Source organism: Alteromonas sp. ASW11-130, from assembly GCF_026183735.1.
Classification (GTDB): domain Bacteria; phylum Pseudomonadota; class Gammaproteobacteria; order Enterobacterales; family Alteromonadaceae; genus Alteromonas.
In genome coordinates this window covers 36,653-56,252 of the sequence record NZ_JAPFRE010000018.1, presented here as the reverse complement: position 1 = coordinate 56,252, position 19,600 = coordinate 36,653, and the positions used below count along the sequence as shown (strand labels likewise).

The 19,600-nt window shown below is 43.4% G+C and carries 16 protein-coding genes and 3 tRNA genes; 4 read left to right on the top strand and 15 right to left on the bottom strand.

Annotation, left to right across the window (positions count from 1 at the left end; all coding sequences use genetic code 11):
• The first annotated feature begins 267 nt into the window (after positions 1-267).
• The gene (locus OPS28_RS06700) at positions 268-2,583 is read left to right on the top strand and encodes an AI-2E family transporter (RefSeq protein ID WP_265608685.1); all 2,316 of its coding nucleotides are present in this window, start codon (positions 268-270) and stop codon (positions 2,581-2,583) included.
• 184 nt (positions 2,584-2,767) lie between these two features.
• Here OPS28_RS06700 and OPS28_RS06695 read toward each other — a convergent pair whose 3' ends face one another.
• Entirely contained in the window at positions 2,768-3,019 is a 252-nt protein-coding gene (locus OPS28_RS06695) for a GlsB/YeaQ/YmgE family stress response membrane protein (protein WP_265608684.1), read from the bottom strand.
• A gap of 457 nt (positions 3,020-3,476) precedes the next feature.
• Between OPS28_RS06695 and OPS28_RS06690 the strand changes: the two genes are divergently transcribed.
• Positions 3,477-4,559, top strand: a complete 1,083-nt coding sequence (locus tag OPS28_RS06690; RefSeq protein WP_265608683.1) for an endonuclease/exonuclease/phosphatase family protein — start codon at positions 3,477-3,479, stop codon at positions 4,557-4,559.
• Between the two features lie 1,053 nt (positions 4,560-5,612).
• Here the strand turns inward: OPS28_RS06690 and OPS28_RS06685 are convergent.
• The 12 genes from OPS28_RS06685 to OPS28_RS06630 all read right to left on the bottom strand — a co-directional run bounded on the left by OPS28_RS06685 (position 5,613) and on the right by OPS28_RS06630 (position 14,473).
• Positions 5,613-5,703: transfer RNA gene (locus tag OPS28_RS06685), tRNA-Ser, on the bottom strand.
• 270 nt (positions 5,704-5,973) lie between these two features.
• Positions 5,974-7,035, bottom strand: coding sequence for a quinolinate synthase NadA (nadA, locus tag OPS28_RS06680; protein WP_265608682.1), 1,062 nt, complete (start codon positions 7,033-7,035; stop codon positions 5,974-5,976).
• A gap of 251 nt (positions 7,036-7,286) precedes the next feature.
• Positions 7,287-7,362: transfer RNA gene (locus OPS28_RS06675), tRNA-Lys, on the bottom strand.
• A 26-nt stretch (positions 7,363-7,388) separates the two neighbouring features.
• Positions 7,389-7,464, bottom strand: a tRNA-Lys gene (locus OPS28_RS06670).
• A gap of 243 nt (positions 7,465-7,707) precedes the next feature.
• Positions 7,708-8,550: a tol-pal system protein YbgF gene (gene ybgF / locus OPS28_RS06665; RefSeq protein ID WP_265608681.1), complete on the bottom strand. Its 843-nt coding sequence runs from the start codon at positions 8,548-8,550 to the stop codon at positions 7,708-7,710.
• Entirely contained in the window at positions 8,550-9,116 is a 567-nt protein-coding gene (gene pal / locus OPS28_RS06660; RefSeq protein WP_265608680.1) for a peptidoglycan-associated lipoprotein Pal, read from the bottom strand. The genes ybgF and pal overlap by 1 nt, the downstream gene beginning before the upstream one ends.
• Positions 9,117-9,158: 42 nt before the next feature.
• A complete protein-coding gene (tolB, locus tag OPS28_RS06655; protein WP_442863973.1) occupies positions 9,159-10,466 on the bottom strand; it encodes a Tol-Pal system beta propeller repeat protein TolB in 1,308 nt (435 codons plus the stop codon).
• 52 nt (positions 10,467-10,518) lie between these two features.
• Positions 10,519-11,307 (bottom strand): cell envelope integrity protein TolA, encoded by a 789-nt coding sequence (tolA, locus tag OPS28_RS06650; protein WP_265608679.1) that lies wholly within the window; start codon positions 11,305-11,307, stop codon positions 10,519-10,521.
• Positions 11,304-11,729, bottom strand: coding sequence for a protein TolR (gene tolR, locus OPS28_RS06645; protein ID WP_265608678.1), 426 nt, complete (start codon positions 11,727-11,729; stop codon positions 11,304-11,306). The genes tolA and tolR overlap by 4 nt, the downstream gene beginning before the upstream one ends.
• Before the next feature lie 28 nt (positions 11,730-11,757).
• Entirely contained in the window at positions 11,758-12,453 is a 696-nt protein-coding gene (gene tolQ, locus OPS28_RS06640; RefSeq protein WP_265608677.1) for a protein TolQ, read from the bottom strand.
• Positions 12,443-12,841 (bottom strand): tol-pal system-associated acyl-CoA thioesterase, encoded by a 399-nt coding sequence (ybgC, locus tag OPS28_RS06635; protein ID WP_265608676.1) that lies wholly within the window; start codon positions 12,839-12,841, stop codon positions 12,443-12,445. The genes tolQ and ybgC overlap by 11 nt, the downstream gene beginning before the upstream one ends.
• A gap of 1,131 nt (positions 12,842-13,972) precedes the next feature.
• Positions 13,973-14,473 (bottom strand): lactoylglutathione lyase family protein, encoded by a 501-nt coding sequence (locus tag OPS28_RS06630; protein WP_265608675.1) that lies wholly within the window; start codon positions 14,471-14,473, stop codon positions 13,973-13,975.
• Between the two features lie 93 nt (positions 14,474-14,566).
• Between OPS28_RS06630 and OPS28_RS06625 the strand changes: the two genes are divergently transcribed.
• Positions 14,567-15,439 (top strand): LysR family transcriptional regulator, encoded by an 873-nt coding sequence (locus tag OPS28_RS06625; protein ID WP_265608674.1) that lies wholly within the window; start codon positions 14,567-14,569, stop codon positions 15,437-15,439.
• 846 nt (positions 15,440-16,285) lie between these two features.
• Here OPS28_RS06625 and OPS28_RS06620 read toward each other — a convergent pair.
• Positions 16,286-16,909, bottom strand: a complete 624-nt coding sequence (locus OPS28_RS06620) for a LysE family translocator (protein WP_265608673.1) — start codon at positions 16,907-16,909, stop codon at positions 16,286-16,288.
• Between the two features lie 781 nt (positions 16,910-17,690).
• Between OPS28_RS06620 and glsB the strand changes: the two genes are divergently transcribed.
• Positions 17,691-18,599 (top strand): glutaminase B, encoded by a 909-nt coding sequence (gene glsB / locus OPS28_RS06615; RefSeq protein WP_265608672.1) that lies wholly within the window; start codon positions 17,691-17,693, stop codon positions 18,597-18,599.
• On the opposite strand, the gene ruvB is transcribed toward glsB, so the two are convergent.
• Positions 18,596-19,600 (bottom strand): Holliday junction branch migration DNA helicase RuvB, encoded by a 1,005-nt coding sequence (gene ruvB / locus OPS28_RS06610; protein ID WP_265608671.1) that lies wholly within the window; start codon positions 19,598-19,600, stop codon positions 18,596-18,598. The two genes, glsB and ruvB, sit on opposite strands and share 4 nt — an antisense overlap.

The window sequence follows — 19,600 nt, the reverse complement described above, 5'->3', positions numbered from 1 at the left end:
TTTTGACGAATTGGAAGTACACCAGGAGCTATTAAAGACCAAAGTTTGCGCTTAGTGAATCTATAACTTAAGCGTTACATACGCTTCCCCCACTTAGTTCGTCTACACTTATATTTCTTATCTATTCTATCCCCTAGGGCCAAATGAAATCAGCGTTAGGAATTTGGCACAATTTGACTCGTTTCTATGATGTTTCAATGAATCGTAAAAACTCGGGTTGGGTTGTGAATTATTCACTGCTTTTTAAGTTATGAGAGAATCTATATTGTGAAAGAAACGCGAACGCTTTCAAGCACACGCGCAGAGCAAAAAACGGCTTTGACGCTGATTAGTGGGTTCGTGGTAGTGGCCATATTGTATTTCGCTAAAGTCGTTATTCTGCCCGTGGCAGTGGCTATCATGCTGACGTTTCTATTAGCGCCCATTGTAAGTCGCTTACAACGTTGCGGCTTTCCCAGAGTGTTGGCCATTATATCGACGGTGGTTATCGCATTCAGTGTTATTGCTGCGCTAGCTTGGAGCGTGAGCGTTCAGGTCGTCAGTCTTGCCGAACAGCTTCCTCAATATGAAGAAACATTAAGAACAAAAATTCGTCAGATTAATTCAGCGCAAGGCACTGATAACCCGCTCACTCGCGCAGGTGATGTGGTAGAAAACCTTCGCAAAGAATTAGAAAAGCATTCACCCAAAAACGCTCCCTCCGACGTTGCTCAGACCGATGAGAGTGATAACGCGCCTCAACCAATAGCCGTAGAAATAAGGCCCGTCAAACAGAGTTTTCTAGAATCCACGGCACAACTTGTTGGGCCGTTTGTCGGCCCACTTGGCACGACAGCATTGATCGCCATATTTGTTATCGTGATTTTATTTCAGCGCGAAGATTTGCGTGAGCGGTTCGTAAGAATCATCGGCGGGGGTAGTCTGAACGTTGCAACTGAAGCGATAGACGATGCGGCGAAACGCATTTCGCGCTATTTGTTGATGCAACTTCTGGTCAATGCATCTTACGGCATTCCCATTGGTATTGGTCTTTATTTAATTGGTATTCCAAATGCTTTTTTATGGGGTCTCCTGGCCATCTTATTACGCTTCATCCCTTATTTAGGCCCCTGGATCGCAGCCGTATTTCCCTTAGCTCTGGCATTTGCCATTGAGCCAGGATGGTCGCTACTATTGATGACGCTAGGACTTTTTCTTACCCTGGAAGTCATTAGCAACAACATCATTGAACCATGGCTGTACGGTGTAAGCACGGGCACGTCGAATTTTGCATTGATGGTTGCCGCAGTTTTTTGGACATGGCTTTGGGGGCCAGTGGGACTTTTCTTATCTACGCCGTTGACCGTATGCCTAGTGGTAATGGGCAATTATATACCCAGTTTGAATTTTATAAGCGTTCTATTAGGAAGTGTACCTGCTCTTAAACCCCATGAACGTTTGTATCAACGCATGTTGGCGATGGACTATGACGACGTGCTTTTGGTTTCTCAGCAGTTTGTGAAAGAAAATTCACTACTCGAATTTTATGACGATCTTCTAATCCCCGCACTCAATGAAGCGGAAGCTGATAGACACATGGGAGATTTGGCGGAGGTTCGTCAGACATTCATATTGCAAAATACCATTGAATTGCTTGAAGAGCTAAACGAAGAAGGCGAAACATCTACCTGCCCATTATCACAAGCTGCGAAGATTCTGATCGTACCCGCTAAGGACGATATGGATGAATTAGGTGCGAAAATTTTAGCTTGGGCAATGGAAAAAAAGGGCTGGCCTTCAAAACTTCATTCAGCGACCAGTCTACCGAATAAGTGTGCAGAACTAATTCAAACTGAAAACATTGAGGTAGTTTTCATCTCAGCTGTTCCCCCTGATGCTTTTGTGCCTGCACGCCAATTGAGTCGACGTCTACGGACAAGCTGCCCAGGATTGAAGTGTATTATCGGAGTCTGGAGCCCGACCGCTCAGGCAAATGCACTGCAAAGTAGAATGACTAAAGTTTCGGATGCTACGGTGGTGACGACCATTTCCGATGCGCTTGAACGCCTCGAAAACATACTTACAATACCGCAAGATATAGCCTACTCTCCCGCCGAAATTCCTGATGACGAACAAGAACGTCTCGCTGAGGTTAATAAATTAGGTTTACTTGAAGGACAACCAGTTGAAATTTTTGACAATGTTACTCGTGCATTGGCAAAGACGTTTAGCGTGCCTATTTCGCTCATTTCTATTATTGATTCAGATAGACAGTTTTGGAAATCTCAATTTGGGTTGCCAGAAGATTTAGCGATGGCGGGGGAATCGGCTCGCGACACCTCAGTGTGCGGACATGTCGTATCAGAAAACCAGCCGCTCGTCATCGAAGATCTAGCGAAAGATAAGCGTTTTGCTAACAACCCTTTTCTAAAGAGCCGGGGGATCCGTTTTTATGCTGGTATTCCACTACGCACTAGATCCGGTCATGCGGTGGGGAGCTTATGTGTCATCGACACTAAACCTCGCCGTATATCTCAAACAGAGCTTGCCTTGTTAAAGGCATTAGCAGCGCAATTGATGCAGGCAGTGGAAAGCGAGTCGTAAGCATGCTTCATTAAAAAATAACTGTCGCGCTTTTTAGTTGACTAATAAGGGTAGTCAGAAAGCAGCACGGAAAGTTGCCAGTATTGTGATTCAGTATACTAATTAGGAGGAGGTTCGTGTGATGCGACTGCCATTGCTAATAAATAGCCGTCGGACTTCCACTGTCCGCCATTAGTACCTTAAGTCATCCCTTCTTAATTAAACCAACGATAAATAGCAGTACCACAGCGCCGATGACTGCAGTGACGATTGAGCCTATAATTCCGCCCATGGCAATTCCCATCACACTGAAAAGAAAACCGCCTAACACCGCCCCGATAATTCCGACGATAATATTACCTATAAGACCAAAACCGCCCCCCTTCATAATTTGTCCAGCTATCCAACCGGCGACCGCCCCGATTAGGAGAAATATTAATAACCCTGTTAAGTCCATGTTCCACTCTTTTAGTCTAATTAGTGAACCTTTACTTATCACTACGCGTGTCGATAAGCGCCGTATATTTTGTGTTGTTCTCCTTAAGTCTAAAAAGTTTATGTATTTACCATAGTTCATAAAAAAGAAATCGTCACTATGCGTATAGTCGGATATGCCTTCTCGTTTTTAATCTTGAGATGGAATGTTAACGTCGTGTACGGCGAATCAATTTCACAGTAATTAAGTGATTACTTTGCTGCCCAGCGCTAGGGCGGGAATGCGCGCGCAGTTTTATTTGTATTTATGGACTAAGCTATTACATTCGCCTAACTATGCTAATTACGGCTAGATATGAGCAGGTACTAACTGAAAAAGGTATCGGAAGAGTTGTTTTCCGCTAATTCGCATTAAGTACCATATGTTCAATTAAGCGCGGTAAAAAAGTTGAATTATAGATGATGGAGTCAATAGAACTATGGTGACAGCTATCCTAATATTTACGCTAATTGTGGTAGTTGCCACATTACTTCCCTTGTGGCGAAATCCCCATTGGTTCGTCAGAGGTATGGACTTTCCCCGGCTTCAGCTAGCAGCGATAGCATGTTTATTATTCATTTTGCAACTGATTTTTTTCGATCTTTCTGACCCCCTCTACCTAACCTCAGCAGCGTTAACCATCGGTTGCTTAGGTTGGCAGCTGAAGTGGATTCTACCTTATTCGCCCCTTTTTCCTGTCGAAGTAAAGTCTGCACAGACAAATGCTGCAAACGTGACGTTGAAAATCTTAACGTCTAATGTCTTAACACCCAATAAAAACGCCGACGCATTACTGGAGCTGGTCACGGAATACGAGCCTGACATATTAGTCACCTTAGAATCGGACAAATGGTGGCAAGATAAGTTAGACGCCGTTGAAACTGAGATGCCCCATACTATCAAATGCCCGCTAGATAATTTGTACGGTATGCATGTGTATTCACGACTTCCCTTAGAGGAAGTCGAAACGTCCTACTTAGTTGAAGACGATATTCCGTCAATGCATGCGTTATTGGTAATGGACAATGGAGCCCGGGTACGTGTGCATTTTTTGCATCCTGCGCCGCCGAGTCCTACGGAGAATCCGGAGTCAGCAGAGCGCGACGCTGAACTGATCGTGGTAGCGAAAAGTGTAGTGAAAGACGATTCGCCAATCATTGTCACTGGCGATTTAAACGATGTGGCATGGTCTGCGACTACTCAAATGTTTCGCAAAATTAGTGGTTTGCTTGATCCTCGCATAGGCCGAGGCATGTTTAATACTTTCCACGCAGATTATCCATTTCTTCGCTGGCCATTGGACCACTTATTCCACAGCAGCCACTTTACTATAAAGCAAATCAAGCGATTGCCGTCGATTGGTTCGGATCATTTCCCATTATTTTCTGAACTAGTCTTCACTCCAGAGATGAAAAAGCAGCAAAGTGGTGAAGCGCCATCTCAGGAAGAGAGAAAAGAAGCAGAAGAAGTAACTGACGAGAAAGAAGTGAAAGTTAAAGATGTACCAACCCCTGGCAAGTAACCTTAATGGAATGGAATACGAGTGATGAATTACATTTTCATACTTCGCAAGCCTCACTCGCTATAGATGACAACATTTATAGTCCATTGGAATAAGTATCGAGATTCAGCTTATTTGAAGACGTTTTGACAGATAACCATAAAACGGACCAACTTAAGTGATTAGTGAGGCACTTTTCCAGACCTGCTACAGACGAATAAGGATTTAGCCTAGCCGATTCAGCAAAAGTATGATACGCACCTAAAACACCTTACTTAAACATAAGCACGTACTTTATCCTTACGCCGCTGGTCATCATAGGGAAGTTGGCTGGTTGGAGCCCCCGCTAAGATCGAGACTGACACGCTGACTCGGACCGGATCGGTACGAGTTGTCAACGCCTAGCGGAATGTTCGGGCCGAGGTTACTGCCTCAAAGCAAAGAAAAACTATCGGAGATTAGCCGGCGATTGAAAAGAAGGTTATACACCTCTTAATGCACGTAATATGGTATGGAGGCCGTCGACAACTTGTATGACCGCCCTGATTCTAAATCTTTATAAATAGCGTTTTCCGCTCGTACGCTCCTCCTCATTCTTATTTACTTTATCTAATTAAGAGGTGCCGAAGAAATGCTTGTTGATTCACGAAGTGGAAAATTGGCTACTACAACTCAGTAAAGAACAAAATCAATAGTGTAGTTTCTACAAGAAAAGCATACATAGAAACGTATCGACCTAAAAAGCAGTTTCGAATATCGCTCTGTCGGAAGAGATATCGTGATTTTTCATCAAGTCTTCATTCGATGGATTGGCAAGTGCGCACGCATTGGCGTTCTCACCTACTGATATAGAGTATTTTGCATCTAACTTTTGGATACAAAAATTGTGTTAGCAGGGTCGTTTATAGCGGGCTGAAAGAGGGATTCATTTCGCGGATCCCGTTGAGCCTACCTTTCGGTACCTTTGGTCCAGCAAAACGGCAGTCTTGCCGTTTTGACGAACCCTGTAGCCGGGATTTAAAGCTTCTTTCTACCGGGCATAAAAAAACCGGCAAAAGCCGGTTTTTTTATATTTGGCGGAGAGAGAGGGATTCGAACCCTCGATACGCTATTAACGTATACACACTTTCCAGGCGTGCGCCTTCAGCCACTCAGCCATCTCTCCAAATTTTTTCTTCGAAGCGGGTAGTCATAAACACATCCCTGATGATCGTCACCCAGGCAAGACCTCCTGTCTTGCCGTTGCGCTTCTAGAACAGTGATGTTAAATCACTGTTCTTTGTCTTCGACAACCGAATGCTCACCCACTCAGCCATCTCTCAAAATTTATCATTCAAATGCTTTCTGTATTGCATTTAAAAGCGGGCTGTATAGTAGGGAAAGACGCCCGCTGAATCAAGTCAAAGCTGCCGAAATTTAACTATTTGACTGAATATTATGCGTTTACGGGTTTTTTCGCTTTTAATTGAGCAGAAAAGTCCAGCATCCGGTTTAATGGTATTAATGCTTTTCGTCTTAATTGTTCATCAACATGGATTTCGTGCGCGGTTTTATTTTCAGTAAGCGCATTTCGAATAGCTTCTAAGCCGTTCATTGCCATCCACGGGCAGTGAGCGCAGCTTTTACATGTGGCGCCGTTGCCTGCAGTAGGTGCTTCAATAAACGTTTTATCAGGCGCTTGCTGATGCATTTTATAGAAAATACCTTTGTCAGTAGCAACAATAAAGGTATCGTTCGCCATAGTCTTAGCTGCCGCAATTAACTGACTGGTCGAACCCACTGCGTCAGCCATTTGCACCACGCTCGCAGGTGATTCCGGATGCACCAGAATGGCCGCATTAGGGTATATAGCTTTCATATCGTTAAGCTTTTGCGCAGAGAACTCGTCATGAACGATACATTCCCCCTGCCACATTAACATGTCAGCTCCTGTTTTTTTCGCAATGTAAGCGCCCAGGTGCCTGTCTGGTCCCCAGATGATGGGTTTCCCCTGTTCTTCTAAGTGTTCAACGATTTCAAGGGCGATACTGGAGGTGACCACCCAATCAGCTCGAGCTTTAACTGCTGCGGAAGTATTCGCGTATACCACAACCGTGTGATCGGGGTGCGCATCACAGAAGTCGCTGAATTTATCGATAGGACAACCTAGATCGAGTGAACAGGTCGCTTCCAGCGTCGGCATAAGCACATTTTTTTCTGGGCTTAAAATTTTGGCGGTTTCGCCCATAAATTTTACACCCGCTACGATGAGTGTTTGTTCTTTTGCATCACGGCCAAAACGCGCCATTTCCAGCGAGTCAGCCACACACCCACCCGTTTCTTCTGCCAACGCTTGAATTTCAGGATCGGTATAGTAATGGGCTACCATCACGGCATTTTGTTGCTTTAACAAAACCTTAATTTCTTCACGCAGCTCTTTTTTGCGCGTTTCAGATAATTGCACTGGTTTGCTAGGAAAGGGATAGTCGATTTCGTCGACTCTAAATAAAACTGTCATAACTTAAAGCTCAAATAACCGCTCAGGGAAAACAACGGCAGAAATTATACACGATTGTCTTAAAGAGTTCATTTCTTAACATAGTGTCATAGTAGGAAAGTGAAAGATAAATTCTAAGATGCGCGAAAAACTGGTAACTACTATTATCTAGAAGCGTTGCTAGTTCACACCTAATTTAAAAGTTTAGGATTTATTTAAGCGGCTGGTGGAAAAATTGGGCAACTTAAGAAGATATTTAAGCTACTCGATGATGGTGGGTCGTGCTGGATTCGAACCAGCGACCAATTGATTAAAAGTCAACTGCTCTACCAACTGAGCTAACGACCCATCAACGAGTAATAAAAGCGAAAAAGTGGTGGGTCGTGCTGGATTCGAACCAGCGACCAATTGATTAAAAGTCAACTGCTCTACCAACTGAGCTAACGACCCTTCGCTTTTTGTTGTTGCCAGTGCTTGGCAACGGCGGCATATATTACCCATTTCAGCCGCAGGTGCAACCTAAAAATGCGATTTATTTTCAGTTTTATTAAAAAACCTGCTCAAACGCCTAAAATAAAAACAAAACGCTTACAGATTGCACATAAATTTTGGCAAACTGTGTTGGGTAAAATAGCACTAAATGAAAAACCTCTCAAAAGAGAGGCTTTTTTAATATCGTGAATGAAAGAAGAATTATAGACCACTAATTCTGGATTCAGCCAACTTTCTGGCAGAAGAATTAGGGTACATTTCTATTACTTGCTGATAAAACTGTCGCGCTTGCCCAGGGTTATCCTGACGCTCGGCAATGACACCCAATTTTAATAAAGCATCGGCTCGTTTACTAGAGTTTGCAAAGCGGTTCGATACAATTTCGAATTGCTCTTGCGCTTGGGCCCACTCCTGCTTATTGAACAATAACTGACCTAACCAATAATGCGCATTAGGGGCATATTGACTGTTCGGGAATCGCTGTATGAAAGCCTGGAAAGCCGGAATGGCCTTATCATATTCACGTGACTGCAAAATTAAGTTAACTGCATTGTCGTACGCTGTGCTTTCATCCTCTTGGTTAACCGAGGGTCTTACAACAGGTTGGGAAGAAACAGCACCAATATCTTCGCTGGGGGAAATGGGTACTACACCAGCTTGTTTAAGCGCTTCAACGCGTTTATCAATTTCCAGATAAAGCTCTCGTTGTCTTTCCAGTACTTTTTCGAGTTGATTCGTATGCACTTCAACGGCGCCACGCAGTTCATCAATTTCTTCCTGCATTGCGTCTAAGTGTTGTTGCAACCTATGTTGCATCTGCGTACGACTATCAACCATTCTTTCCAGTACCGCGATCCGCTGCTCTACTGTTCCTGTTGGCATCCCCTGCCCTTGGCTGGAATTAACACCACGGTTATCGCTACTGTTCACATCGTAAACAGGCGCTTGTGCATTCACCATTACAGAAACGAGCAAGGCGCTACACAAGGTAGCGCCCCGAGCAATAGAACCGGATAACTTTCGGTCTGTTATTGCTTTAGCCATTATTTGTAAACTACCACTCCGCGACGGTTTTGAGCTTGTGCGTATTCAGTTGAGCCCATAACCGCTGGTTTTTCTTCGCCGTAAGATACGGTAGAAATTTGGTTGCTGCTTACGCCCGCGTTAAGCAAGTACGTTTCAACTGCCTGGGCGCGACGCTCACCTAGCGCAATATTATATTCCGGCGTACCGCGCTGGTCAGTGTGGCCCTCAATAACGACATTCTGATCAGCATTTTGCACCAAAAACTCTGCATGCTTATCAAGAAGGCTTTGGAATTCTGATTTAATGGTTGAACGGTCAAAATCGAAGTAAACAGTTTGTTCTCTCTTCAACTCATCAATTTGTTGTTGAACCATTTCTTGTTGACGCTCCATACGTTGAGCGGCTTCAGCTTGAACACGTTGCTCTTCTTCAGCTCGTGCTCTTTGCTCCGCTTCAGCTTGTTCTTGCGCCATACGGTTTCTTTCAGCTGCGAGTTCTTCTTCGCTAGGGCCTGAAGAACAGGCCATTAGAGTCACCACTGGCAAAGCGATAATGAAGCTTTTCATTATTTTATTCATTTGCATCTTCTTATTCCTTACTTTCAATTCATCAATGATTTTAGCTTATTAAAACAAAAATGGTGACCAACTTGGTGATTTCACTTGCCCATTGGCTGCTGGTAACCTGGCCTTAAAACGCCCATCAAGGGAAACCAGGGACAAAACCTGAGTTCCTTCGTGAAGGGTGCTATATATAATCATGCTTCCATTCGGCGCGATGCTGGGTGATTCGTCCAGATAAGTACGGGTCAACACTTGCATTGCACCATCATTCATCCCCTGCTTGGCAATATGGTAGTTTCCGCGCGTGCGATTTACTATCACTAACTGCTTTCCGTCAGGCGTGATTGTGCCTCCTAAATTCTGCTCACCATCAAACGTCTGACGTCTGATCTTTCCTGTTGCTAAATTTACGCTATAAATCTGAGGTTTACCACCCCGTTCCGAACTAAATATGAGGCTTTTCCCATCCGGAGTCCAGGCTGGCTCAGTATCAATCGCCCGATTTCGCGTAATTCGGCGAAGATCCTTGCTCGCTATATCCATTACATAAATTTCTGGGTTGCCGTCTTTCGATAACACCATAGCAAGTTGTTTGCCATCTGGCGAAAAAACCGGACTTCCATTGATACCAGGAAAGTCGGTTACAGGCGTTCGCTTCATAGTGTAAATATCTTGAATAAAGATCTGGGGTCTTTTATTTTCAAAGCTCACATACGCCAATTTTTCGCCGTCTGGGGACCACGATGGTGACATCAGAGGTTCAGGGGATGAAAGTAGGCGGGTTTCGTTTTCACCATCATAATCCGCGATAACTAATTGATAGGGCAATTTGTGTGTTTCGCGGTCACGGACAATTACGTAAGCGATTCGGGTAAGAAAGGCTCCGCGCGTGCCGGTAAGTTTTTCATAAACCACATCGCTGATACGGTGGGCATATTGACGAAAGTCCTTACTATTTATAATAGCTTGTCTCGAATCGATGATATGGTCCTTGCTTGATACTAATTCCCCGTTGCTTAATACACGGGATTTACCGCCGGTGATTTGGCCTCGTAAGACATCAATCAACTCGTAGGAAACCTGGTAGCGGTCAACCGACTGTTCTTCAATGGTTCCTACCAACACCGTATCCACACCTGCTGCCGCCCACGCCGCATAATCAATTTCACCATCGTTAGTTGGCTTTTGAGGCATTTTATCTGGCGAAATAGGATTAAATTTACCGCTGCGCATTAAATCAGCCATAACAACATCTGAAATAGCGCCAGCTTGCTGTCCATTTCCTTTCCATTTAAATGGGACTATACCAATCGGGCGTGCGCTATCTACCCCTTCAGTAATGACTATTTCAAGGGTTGCTTGAGCCAGCATACTAACTGAACATAAGGCGAGGGTGAGCCAAACTCGAAATTTTCGCATCATTTTATAGTTCCACTGTTAAATTAATGTCTTTAAGTTTTTCGTATACGTCAGGTGCATCAGACATCGGCATTTTATCAGGTCTCAATACTGCACTTTGAGCTGCTCTGCATAATGCTGGATCGCCTTTTAGTATTGTGACCTGGGTGACCAGACCTGTTGTAGCCAACTTGATATTTAAGCGACAAGATTTTCCATCAAAGCTGTCATCTTCAATTAAATAGCGCTTGATGGTTTGTTGTATTAAAGCTTGATAGCGCTCTGTTTCAGATAACACCTGTTTTGCTCTGCGCTGACGCTGAGCGGCTTGCTCTGCTTCCAGCTGCTGCTGCATAATTCTTTCCAGTTCCGCTTTTTCCTGCGCCTCTTTGCGCTTACGCTCTGCTTCTGCTTTCGCTTTCTTTTCTTGTTCTTCCCGTTCTCTCGCTTTTTGGGCGGCTAATTCGCGCAACTCCCGTTGTTTCTTACGTTCTGCTTCCTGTTTACGTTTTCGCTCTGCTTCTTGTTTAATTTTACGCTGTCTCTGGCGCTCTCTTTCAGCTGCCCGGCGTTTCTTTTCCTCTTCAGCTTGAGCCTGCGCTTCTGCCTGCTGCTGGGCTCGTTTTTGATCCGCAATGGCCTGGGCATCAATAAAGGTCGCCTGAATTGCAGGAGCAGATTCCGTGGGTGCCATAAGCGGTTCAGGTGAAAAACTGATACTAATGAGCAACAGCAGGGCTATCCCAAGGTGCAGCCCCAGCGATTGAAGCAATGATTTTTGTTCTGGCGACAGTGACGACTGTTTTTTCTTCACTCAGGCTCCACCGGATCCGTCATGAGGCCAACCGAAGGGACACCCGCACCTTGCAACAAAACCATTAACTGAATGATTTCGTTATAGGCAACCTGTCCATCGCCTTTTACCACAACAGGCGTTTTCGGATCTTTTTGCAATTGCGCCTGCACTAATGCCGCTAATTCGTCACCCTCCAGAACTCGCTCTTGATCCTCCCCGATATTCAAATAATAACGGCCCTGTACATCTACTGAGGCGATTAAAGGTGGGTTATCTTCTTGTTCGATGGGTTCAGCGCTGGCCTTAGGCAAATCAACTTTAACTCCTTGGGTAACCAGCGGTGCGGTTACCATAAAGATAATCAGCAACACCAACATAACATCAATATAGGGAACAACGTTAATTTCCGAAACCGGACGACGACGTTTACGTGTATACATAATTACTTTCTCCCACTCACGTTATACTCTACTGCTGAGTTGGAGTTTGAACGTGCGATGCAATCGCTTGACGATGTAGTATCGCTGAAAACTCTTCCATAAAATTACCGTAGCTGTTCTCTAGCTTCTCAACCTGATTACTGAAACGGTTATAGGCAATAACGGCAGGAATAGCAGCAAACAGACCAATAGCCGTTGCAATAAGTGCTTCTGCAATACCGGGCGCCACCATGGCCAAGGTAGCTTGTTGCACTTCCCCCAGCGCGATGAATGCGTTCATTATTCCCCAAACAGTTCCAAATAAACCGATGTAGGGACTGATTGAGCCCGCTGTAGCAAGGAAAGGTAGATGGCTTTCCAAGCTTTCTACTTCACGCGACATACTCACCCGCATAGCTCGGTCCGTGCCGTCTACAATACCGTTTATACTTGTATTGCTCTTACGTAACCGCACGAACTCTTTAAACCCCGCACAAAATAAGCTGGCCATACCCGATACATTAGACCCAGCTGACAACTCCTGATAAAGACGGTTTAGATCTGCACCGGACCAAAATTTATCTTCAAATTGACGCATTTCTTTGCGCGCTTTCGTTAATGCTTTGCTGCGTTGGAAAATGAATGTCCATGACGCAATCGAAACGCCAATGAGCAGTAACATAACCAACTGCACTATGAAACTTGCCTGCAGAAACAGGCCAATGAAGGTTAAATCAGATGACACGCGTTAAATCCCCTTTCAATGAGCGTGGCAGTCGTCTGGCAGTCATATTCGCCAGATCCACACAGGCTATTAATATTTCCGCTGACACTAAAAGATCATCCTCGGAATTTTTTATTTGTTGTTTGAATGTAACACTTGCGCCTTTCAATTCTACAATCTGTGTTTCAATACTCAATAGTTGATTGAATCGTGCAGGCGCATAGTTATGCATTTCAACCCGTTTGACGACAAACGCCACAGATTGTTCAATTAAAGTATCCTGTTCATAGCCGAGCTCTCTAAGCAACTCAGTTCTGGCGCGTTCCATAAATTTCAAATAATTCGCATAATACACGATCCCACCTGCATCGGTGTCTTCATAATAAACTCGAACGTCAAATTGGTGCATAACTATTCTTTGCGGTACATTTGATAATGTTACGATAATATTACGAGGGGGAGGAAACAAGCCCCGAATAGAAATATTTTTTCAGTCAAATCCTTTATAAAACGTAGCGTTAAACGATTTTCTCACCTCATATTAACAGGGCGTTAACCAATTAGTTTTTTTAATGCGAAAAAATAATTTTCCTCAATTGCCAGCCTGTCAGAATTCTCTATAATGCACCGCATCAGTCGCACAGCACATGACGTGTTACATGAAGTAACTAGTGATTGTGAAAGAGTTTTTTCTCCTGTTAGACATGAGTTCCCTGGATTTATTTCCTTCAACACTTGTTGTTTTGCCCGTTCAATTTGAGCGGGCTTTTTTCTTTCTGCATTCGAATAATTTTTAATTTTCACTAAAAATTTACTAATTCCCTGCCGTTAAATTTGAAAATTCCAAAGATAAGCTGGAAAACCTTTATTGAACTTTAGAGATTCAAACCTATCCTACTATACTTCATTAAGGGATAGCTTCGTCAGTATCTCACTATTTTATCCAGGCAAAATTAACCGGTACAGCTGCCCTCTAGCCAAGGGTGGATACTGATGCTGGGTTTTTAAAGTACCTTGGTAGAAGGAAACTTTTCGGCGCACCTTTTTCGGTACTTCTCTCTAATCAGCAGGTACCCAACTTAGTCATATTGCTGGGAGTTATGTGCACTCACTCAGCCAGTGAGATTAATAGCGTATACCGGGCCTGCTGGGAACGCTTTGCGAGTATAGGTTGGGTGCAAATGAGTATTAAAGATAGTCGCTGAATTGGTCTACAGTTTTACCGCTGTTCTGGCGTTGGAGTGTAGATAGATTATCGCTCCCCCTTTACCTGTCGCAATTAGCCCTACTCTCAGGCTAGTATGGTTTTCTTAAACGCAATACGGGTCTTTCACCTAGCTGATGGGTAGGCTGATGTGCGATAAATTATATCGCCGCTCTGCCATTGCCCCATAGCATTTAGTACGCATCAACGAAGTCAGCAAGGGAAGCTTGGGTATATCCAGGGCGTATTTCAAATACTAATTGGACCGGGTAAAGCTTAAAGCCACCGCAAATTCAGGTGGCTTTATTTTCAATTTTCAGCGCTGATAAGGCTAAGCTAGTATGCGCCATCACTATAGGTTAACTCATAACTATGGCTATAAATTTCAACGATATTACCAAAGGGGTCTTCCATATAGATCATGCGATATGGTTTCTCGCCTGGATAGTAGTATCGGGGCTTTTCCATACGCTTTTTGCCACCCGCAGCAACTATCTTATCGGCCAACTCTTCTAAGTTCGGATCTTGGACGCAGAAATGGAAAATACCCGTTTTCCAATATTCGAAATTATCTTCAGGGTTTTGCTGATTCGGGAATTGAAATATTTCGACACCAATTCGGTCCCCTGTCGATAAGTGAGCAATTTTGAAACTTCCCCATCCTTTCCCGAATACATCCGTACACATTTTTCCTATCGCACTGTTGTCTTCTTCTATTTCTGTGGGCTGCATGATTAAGTACCAGCCCATAACCTTGGTATAGAATTCAACTGCTTTTTCCAGATCAGGCACGGATATACCTATGTGTGAAAATGTTCTTGGAAATGTATTGCTCATAAATAGTCCTCGTTCGTTTGACTTTTTTAAGTGTAGACATCAGGATTGATTATTGGAAATTATCAAATTTTATATTTTTAAGTACATATCGTAATGATAAATACAGCGTGGTTACGTACCTTTTGCATACTTGCTGAAACAGGTCATTTCACCCGGACAGCAGAAAATTTAAATATGACCCAGTCTGGCGTCAGTCAGCATATTAAAAGGCTTGAAGAGTATTTAGGTGCTTCTGTTCTGGAACGAACTGGAAAGCAATTCACCTTGTCAGAAACCGGTAGAAAGCTTTATACAGAAGCCAAAGACGTCATTGAATCTCTATCCACCATGCCAGATCGTGTTACTGCGGATCCTGCCTACGATGGAACGGTGAGTATCATGTCGCCAGGCAGCGTAGGTTTGAAGCTTTACCCCCACCTGCTAAAATTTCAGCAACGCCACCCGAAATTGAAGATTGCGTATCGATTTGCGCCCAATAAAGAAATAGTAAATTGTTTGACACGTTCACTAGCTGATATTGGTTTGACTACTGATAAACCTGTAGAGCACGAAATCCTCGCAGAAACTGTCGGAGATGAAAAACTCCTTGTAGTGACACCTATAAATATAACCCAACCTGACTGGAAGATATTGCAGGAGTTAGGCTTTATCAATCATCCGGATGGAAAATACCATGCAAACTTGTTATTGAGTGCTAATTTCCAAGAATACGCAACCAATCCGGTGGTGAAAGAAACCGGCTTTTGTAACCAAATAGGGCTTATCCCTGAACCGGTTAGTCTTGGGCTGGGTTTCACTGTACTACCTCAATACGCTGTAGAGTCGTTTGACAAGCCTCACCTTATTCGCGTACACGAATTACCCATACCTGTGTGTGAAAGATTGTATCTATGCAGAAAAAGACAAAGATTTACGCCCAAGCGAGTGGAAATAATAATGGAAGAAATTAAAAGCAGGTTGAATTAGTCTTTCGTACTTCGAAAAATCTTGCTATTCAAAATATAAATTTTGGCTGTAATGCAATGCTCGATGTGGTTTACAAATGAATGCTTTGAGGCAACATCATTTTCGCTTATGTCACAATGTATACTTCCCAGCCAGAATGGTAAACAATTGGGTGGTATCAATCGAAGATGTGGATTGCATTCGATGAATAGCCGCTTTTTCATTTTCACCCACAACTATTCGATCAAAATTTGCCGTATAGTACTAGCTTTGTCGTCTTGCACATGTCTCAGATGCAATTGCTTATTAAAAAGAATGGTATCTTTGAAAAGCAATGTGTCTGCTCGCTCAATATGTCCATCATAAAGTTAAAATGTGATAGGGAGACGTAGAGTATATCCTTGCATAAGCTTTTCAGGACAACGCTTCGAGCAACATTGTTAAGCGAAAGTACTCCTGAAGATATTGAACGAGTGGCAAAGAGAATGATACCTCATAAGCAAGCTGTACATGAGATGAGTAACTATATTTCAGATTGCAGCAATTTAGCTCCGCGCTATTTCCTCCCTAAGGTGTTGGGCCACAGACCCTGCTAAATGAGTTGACATTTGCAGTGCACCGCGTCTGACTATTTTGGGGTATTGAGCAAGGAATAGACTCTGACGGTTGGCGCAATTAGAGGAGCTGACGTCTCATACAATATCTTAGTACTTAGTAATGTATTTCATTCGTTTACCCAGCTTGTTGAAAATAGCTGCACAATCAGTAGCCTACCTGACTATGTGGTAGCAGAAGAGGGTTTTAGCAATTTACCTATCGAGCAATGCCCTTTTACTTGTCAAGAGAACATCTATCTGCATAGCTTTTTCAACCTGTTTGCACCGCAATTTTTAATCCAAATGCTACTAAAACACCCCCTACGACTTTTTCGATGACGTTTTTACCTTGTTTAAATGCTGATAATAGTCGCGGCTGGGTTAAAAAAATCGCTACACAGCTAAACCAAGCTAAGTGCGCTAATGAAATTATTGCACCAAAAAGTATCTGCATAAGTATTGGGGTCTCTGAATCTACAACCTGGGTAAAAATACTTAAAAAGAAAACCGTTGTCTTGGGGTTTAGCGCATTAGTAATAAAACCTATGCGGAAAGCTGACTTAGCACTCATACTTCCTTGGGAATGACCAATATCTAGGTCTGTATTTGCCCTTAATGTCTTGTATCCCATGTAAATAAGGTACGCAGCGCCACAATATTTAATAATGGAAAACAATAATACTGAGCTCGAAATAATAACTGCCAACCCTGCCACGGAATAAGCGACGTGCAACCATATAGCAATACTGATACCTAACGCAGAAAACAATCCCGTTTTTCTGTTGTAAAAAATGCTGTTGCGCGTAATCATCACAAAATCCGCACCGGGACTGATAGCCATAAATATGGCAATTACCGCTACCGTGGTTAACTGTGGAATAAACTCAACTAACATGACTAAAGTTCATCAATTATTTTCGCTCTACTTTTGCTACATCGATGGATGTTGGTAAAATAAACTAATAAAAATGTGACAAGTTACGAAAGAAAGATTTTAAATCGAATTGCCGTGTTAAAACTAGCCCCTAACATTCGTAGAGTAACTAAAAGGAATTGAAAAAAATCCCCAAACATGCAGCCACTATCTAAAGTAGATTTAAATCACACTCTATTTTATCACGCCTGGCTAGAAGTAAACCTAAAAAAGCAGCAAGCATAGCGGAAAACAATGCGGGTTAAAATACATCACTCACTTCCCTAGCAAACTCAACTTATCTATTCCAAAACTAGAATCTGGTAGGCACCCAGGATTACAGCTGCACCTAAAGCAGGCCAATGACTCCTCTAGAAAATATGCAATTTCCCAATGCTAGCCTTCAATTCACCACTTATTAGACGACACGCAATCTCTCTTAGTATTATATACGCGAGAGGATTACATGAGCTGTAAAGTAAAACGACACTCCCTTACATATTTCTCACGCATCTTGGATTGAGAGTCGATCTCATGGGATACCTATATAGTAGTAACAGAAGGAACTTTTTTATTGATAAAAATAATGCTTGGAAATTATGCTTAAATCTTCTAGCAGGCTTTTTACAGTTATTTCATAAATTTGGCGAAATATCATCGCGTTTAATGTGTATTTTGTAAAAAGAGATGCAGTATAGATAACGTATGTTAGGTACGATTAGGGTTAGCAACCAAACATCAATATTTAATAATTGGAGTAGTAATGCAGGAGTTGTTGAACGACATTCTTGAAGAGGTGAAGCCACTTGTTGGAAAGGGCAATGTCGCCAGCTATATTCCTGAACTAGCGAAGGTGAATCCGAACCAATTTGGCATCGCTATTTGTGACACACAGGGCAAAGTCACTACCGCTGGAGATGCTACAACGGGTTTTTCAATTCAAAGTATATCTAAAGTTTTTAACCTGGTGTTAGCGTATATCTACTACGGTAATTCTCTGTGGGATCGTGTAGGCTGTGAGCCATCCGGGTTGCCCTTCAATTCGCTGGTACAATTGGAATATGAAAACGGTATTCCAAGAAACCCCTTTATTAATGCAGGGGCGTTGGTGGTAAGTGACATGGTGCACTCTCGCCTAATTGCGCCCCACGTAGCCCTTCGAGATCTCATTAGGAAATTGTCAGACAACCCCTCTATCTTGGCGGATATTGATGTTGCTGATTCGGAATTTGAGTACCGCGCGAGAAACGCAGCCATGTCGTACTTAATGAAGGCTTTCGGTAACTTTAATAACGATGTTGAAGAAGTTCTTCGCACTTACTTTATGAATTGTGCAATCAAAATGAGTTGTGTGGACTTAGCCCGCGCCACCCAATTTTTAGCGAACCGCGGCTTTTGCACAGTGACCAAAAAAGAAGTATTAACGGGCGATCAAACCAGACAAATGAATGCATTGTTAGCCACGAGCGGCCTGTACGATGAAGCTGGTAGCTTTGCCTTCAAAGTAGGGCTGCCCGGCAAAAGCGGGGTTGGCGGCGGCATTATCGCAGTCGTACCAGGTAGATTTTCAATTTGCGTATGGTCGCCAGCCCTAAATAAAATGGGTAATTCGATGGCAGGTGTAGCGGCTCTAGAATCCCTCACCCGTCATATCAAATGGTCAGTTTATTAGGCTTCTGGTTGGAAGCCGAAATGTAAATAAGCACGCTGAGAGACAATTCTACCTCTTGGCGTGCGTTGTAAAAATCCTTGTTGAATAAGAAACGGCTCGATGACATCTTCAATGGTTTCTTTTTCTTCGCCTATGGCGGCAGCCAAGTTATCAAGCCCCACCGGCCCGCCATCAAATTTTTCAATTATGGCTGTCAATAATTTACGGTCCATATAATCGAAACCTTCTTTATCCACATCCAACATATCCAATGCGCTAGCAGCAACGTCTGCGCTAACCTCTCCGTTGGCTTTAATTTCTGCGTAGTCGCGTACTCTGCGTAATAATCGATTAGCAATTCGAGGGGTACCCCGAGAGCGTCGTGCAATTTCAGTAGCGCCTGAGCTTTCCATTTGCATATTCAGATAGTCGGCACTGCGCTGCACAATAGTGGTCAGGTCAGTCACGTTATAAAACTCGAGTCGCTGTACGATACCAAAACGGTCACGCAGCGGTGACGTTAATGAACCGGCTCGTGTCGTGGCCCCTATTAACGTGAAAGGAGGCAAATCGAGTTTGATAGAACGTGCAGCGGGGCCTTCTCCAATCATAATATCGAGCTGATAGTCTTCCATTGCTGGATACAGAATTTCTTCAACCACGGGGCTTAAACGGTGAATTTCATCTATAAACAACACATCATTGCGTTCCAGGTTTGTAAGCAATGCCGCCAGATCACCGGCTTTTTCCAATACCGGGCCAGACGTGGTTTTAATATTCACGCCCATTTCGTTTGCCACAATATTGGCAAGAGTGGTTTTTCCTAATCCGGGCGGGCCAAATATCAGCAAATGATCGAGTGCGTCACTTCTTTTTCGTGCTGCTTCGATAAAAATTTCCATCTGGTCACAAACGTGCTGCTGGCCGGTATAATCAGCGAGAAGTTTAGGACGAATAGCTCGGTCTATCACTTCTTCTTCTGTTGACACTTGAGGATCTATCAATCTATCTGCTTCAATCAT

What these genes read in the sequence shown, in the direction of transcription:
- ruvB (WP_265608671.1), bottom strand. Translation starts at nt 19,600, where the DNA reads ATGATTGAAGCAGATAGATTGATAGATCCTCAAGTGTCAACAGAAGAA.
- pal (WP_265608680.1), bottom strand. Translation starts at nt 9,116, where the DNA reads ATGCAAATGAATAAAATAATGAAAAGCTTCATTATCGCTTTGCCAGTG.
- ybgF (WP_265608681.1), bottom strand. Translation starts at nt 8,550, where the DNA reads ATGGCTAAAGCAATAACAGACCGAAAGTTATCCGGTTCTATTGCTCGG.
- tolR (WP_265608678.1), bottom strand. Translation starts at nt 11,729, where the DNA reads ATGTATACACGTAAACGTCGTCGTCCGGTTTCGGAAATTAACGTTGTT.
- OPS28_RS06695 (WP_265608684.1), bottom strand. Translation starts at nt 3,019, where the DNA reads ATGGACTTAACAGGGTTATTAATATTTCTCCTAATCGGGGCGGTCGCC.
- ybgC (WP_265608676.1), bottom strand. Translation starts at nt 12,841, where the DNA reads ATGCACCAATTTGACGTTCGAGTTTATTATGAAGACACCGATGCAGGT.
- glsB (WP_265608672.1), top strand. Translation starts at nt 17,691, where the DNA reads ATGCAGGAGTTGTTGAACGACATTCTTGAAGAGGTGAAGCCACTTGTT.
- OPS28_RS06620 (WP_265608673.1), bottom strand. Translation starts at nt 16,909, where the DNA reads ATGTTAGTTGAGTTTATTCCACAGTTAACCACGGTAGCGGTAATTGCC.
- OPS28_RS06625 (WP_265608674.1), top strand. Translation starts at nt 14,567, where the DNA reads ATGATAAATACAGCGTGGTTACGTACCTTTTGCATACTTGCTGAAACA.
- OPS28_RS06630 (WP_265608675.1), bottom strand. Translation starts at nt 14,473, where the DNA reads ATGAGCAATACATTTCCAAGAACATTTTCACACATAGGTATATCCGTG.
- OPS28_RS06690 (WP_265608683.1), top strand. Translation starts at nt 3,477, where the DNA reads ATGGTGACAGCTATCCTAATATTTACGCTAATTGTGGTAGTTGCCACA.
- nadA (WP_265608682.1), bottom strand. Translation starts at nt 7,035, where the DNA reads ATGACAGTTTTATTTAGAGTCGACGAAATCGACTATCCCTTTCCTAGC.
- tolB (WP_442863973.1), bottom strand. Translation starts at nt 10,466, where the DNA reads ATGCTGGCTCAAGCAACCCTTGAAATAGTCATTACTGAAGGGGTAGAT.